This is a genomic window from Pseudomonas sp. Sample_24, from assembly GCF_004307605.1.
GTDB lineage: Bacteria > Pseudomonadota > Gammaproteobacteria > Pseudomonadales > Pseudomonadaceae > Aquipseudomonas.
Genome location: NZ_RCNW01000218.1, coordinates 1 through 1,093, shown reverse-complemented (window position 1 = coordinate 1,093; position 1,093 = coordinate 1). Strand labels below are relative to the sequence as shown.

Below are 1,093 nucleotides of genomic sequence, written 5' to 3'. Positions count from 1 at the left end.
GTGATCGCGGCACTGGTGGGCGCCGACGGACTCGGCAAACCGGTGGTCAACGCACTGAACACTGCTGATATCGCCCTGGGCTTCGAAGCAGGCCTGGCGATCGTACTGCTGGCGATCATGCTCGACCGTATCTGCAAACAACCCGACGCCAAAGTAGGGGGTGACGCATGAGCATTATTCGCTTCGAAGACGTCGACGTGATCTTCACCAAAGATCCGCGCGAAGCACTGAAACTTCTCGACCAGGGCCTGACCCGCAGCGAGATCCTGAAAAAGACCGGGCAGATCGTCGGCGTCGAAAAGGCCAGCCTGGATATCGAAAAAGGTGAAATCTGCGTCCTGATGGGCTTGTCCGGCTCAGGCAAGTCCAGCCTGCTGCGTTGCATCAACGGCCTCAACACCGTCAGCCGCGGAAAGTTGTTCGTCGAGCACGAAGGCAAGCAGATCAACATTGCCTCCTGCTCCGCCGCCGAACTGAAAATGATGCGCACCAAGCGCATCGCGATGGTGTTCCAGAAGTTCGCCCTGATGCCTTGGCTGACGGTGCGCGAGAACATCAGTTTCGGCCTGGAAATGCAGGGTCGTCCGGAGAAGGAACGCAAGAAACTGGTCGATGAAAAACTCGAACTGGTAGGCCTGACCCAGTGGCGCAACAAGAAACCCGATGAGCTGTCAGGCGGTATGCAGCAGCGCGTGGGCCTGGCCCGTGCGCTGGCGATGGACGCCGATATCCTGCTGATGGACGAACCGTTCTCGGCACTCGACCCGCTGATCCGTCAGGGCCTGCAAGACGAACTGCTGGAGCTGCAACGCAAGCTGAGCAAAACCATCGTGTTCGTGAGCCACGACCTCGACGAAGCCCTGAAGCTCGGTAGCCGTATTGCGATCATGAAAGACGGCCGGATCATCCAGTACAGCAAACCGGAAGAAATCGTCCTCAACCCGGCGGACGACTATGTGCGCACCTTCGTGGCCCACACCAACCCGTTGAACGTGCTGTGTGGTCGCAGCCTGATGCGCACCCTGGACAACTGCAAACGCATCAACGGTTCGGTGTGCCTCGATCCGGGCGGCGATTCGTGGCTGGACCTGGC

The 1,093-nt window shown here is 59.3% G+C and carries 1 protein-coding gene and 1 pseudogene; both read left to right on the top strand.

The window, feature by feature from the left end; all coding sequences use genetic code 11:
* Nucleotides 1–171, top strand: a pseudogene (locus tag D8V06_RS11465) (choline ABC transporter permease subunit); the annotation flags it as partial.
* A partial coding sequence (choV, locus tag D8V06_RS11460; protein ID WP_130930989.1) for a choline ABC transporter ATP-binding protein occupies nt 168–1,093 on the top strand: 926 nt, incomplete at its 3' end. The pseudogene D8V06_RS11465 and the gene choV, both read left to right, overlap by 4 nt.